The sequence below is a fragment of the Streptomyces sp. NPDC058459 genome, assembly GCF_042721685.1.
Taxonomy (GTDB): domain Bacteria; phylum Actinomycetota; class Actinomycetes; order Streptomycetales; family Streptomycetaceae; genus Streptomyces.
In genome coordinates this window covers 1-1,412 of sequence record NZ_JBHXLV010000418.1, presented here as the reverse complement: position 1 = coordinate 1,412, position 1,412 = coordinate 1, and the positions used below count along the sequence as shown (strand labels likewise).

Here is a 1,412-nt window from a genome sequence, read left to right as displayed (position 1 = left end):
GCCTTCGAGGTCCGCGCGGTCCTCGCCGCCACCCTCTCCCCCACGTGGGGCATCTACAGCGGCTACGAACTCTGCGAGAACCAGCCGCTGAAGGCGGGCAGCGAGGAGTACGGGGACTCGGAGAAGTACCAGCTCAAGCCCCGCGACTGGGAAGCCGCCGCCCGTGAGGGCCGCACCATCGCCCCCCTCGTCACCCGCCTCAACGACATCCGCCGGCGGAATCCGGCTCTGCACCAGCTGAGGGACATCCACTTTCATCACACGGACCAGGACGCGGTGATCGCGTACTCGAAGCGCAGTGGTTCGAACACGGTTCTGGTGGTCGCCAACCTCGACCCGCACCACACCCAGGAGGCCACGGTCTCGTTGGACATGCCGCAACTCGGCCTCGACTGGCACGAGTCGGTGCCGGTGCGCGACCTGCTCACCGGCGAGTCCTTTGACTGGGGCAGGGCCAACTACGTGCGACTCGAACCGGGTCGTCGACCCGCGCATGTGTTCTCGGTGCTGCGACCGTCCAACCCGCGGATCGGAGGGTCACCCGCCATATGATCGTCAACGAGCCCGTTCCCGACACCTTCGAGGACACCCCGGCCAAGGACCGGGACCCGGAGTGGTTCAAGCGTGCCGTCTTCTACGAGGTCCTGGTCCGCTCCTTCCAGGACAGCAACGGCGACGGCGTCGGTGACCTCAAGGGTCTGACCGCCAAACTCGACTATCTGCAATGGCTCGGCGTGGACTGCCTCTGGCTCCCGCCGTTCTTCAAGTCACCGCTGCGCGACGGCGGTTACGACGTCTCCGACTACACGGCCGTACTCCCCGAGTTCGGGGACCTCGCGGACTTCGTGGAATTCGTGGACGCCTCGCACCAGCGGGGCATGCGCGTCATCATCGACTTCGTCATGAACCACACCAGCGACCAGCACCCGTGGTTCCAGGAGTCCCGCAACAACCCCGAAGGCCCGTACGGGGACTACTACGTCTGGGCCGACGACGACAAGCAGTACCAGGACGCCCGGATCATCTTCGTCGACACCGAGGCGTCGAACTGGACGTACGACCCGGTGCGCAAGCAGTACTACTGGCACCGCTTCTTCTCGCACCAGCCGGACCTGAACTACGACAACCCGGCCGTGCAGGAGGAGATGATCTCCGCGCTGAAGTTCTGGCTGGACCTCGGCATCGACGGGTTCCGGCTGGACGCGGTGCCGTATCTGTACCAGCGCGAGGGCACCAACTGCGAGAACCTCCCCGAGACCCATGACTTCCTGAAGCGGGTCCGCAAGGAGGTCGACGAGCAGTACGCCGACAAGGTCGTGCTGGCGGAGGCCAACCAGTGGCCCGAGGACGTGGTCGACTACTTCGGCGACTACTCCACCGGCGGCGACGAATGCCACATGGCGTTCCACTTC

At 65.5% G+C, this 1,412-nt stretch carries 2 protein-coding genes; both read left to right on the top strand.

Annotated elements, in window-relative coordinates; all coding sequences use genetic code 11:
• Positions 1-552, top strand: a 552-nt coding sequence (locus ACFWN1_RS33280; protein ID WP_384370497.1) for an alpha-glucosidase C-terminal domain-containing protein, incomplete at its 5' end; no start/stop codon positions are given.
• The coding region (locus ACFWN1_RS33275) for an alpha-amylase family glycosyl hydrolase (protein ID WP_384370494.1) at positions 549-1,412 on the top strand (864 nt) is incomplete at its 3' end. The genes ACFWN1_RS33280 and ACFWN1_RS33275, both read left to right, overlap by 4 nt.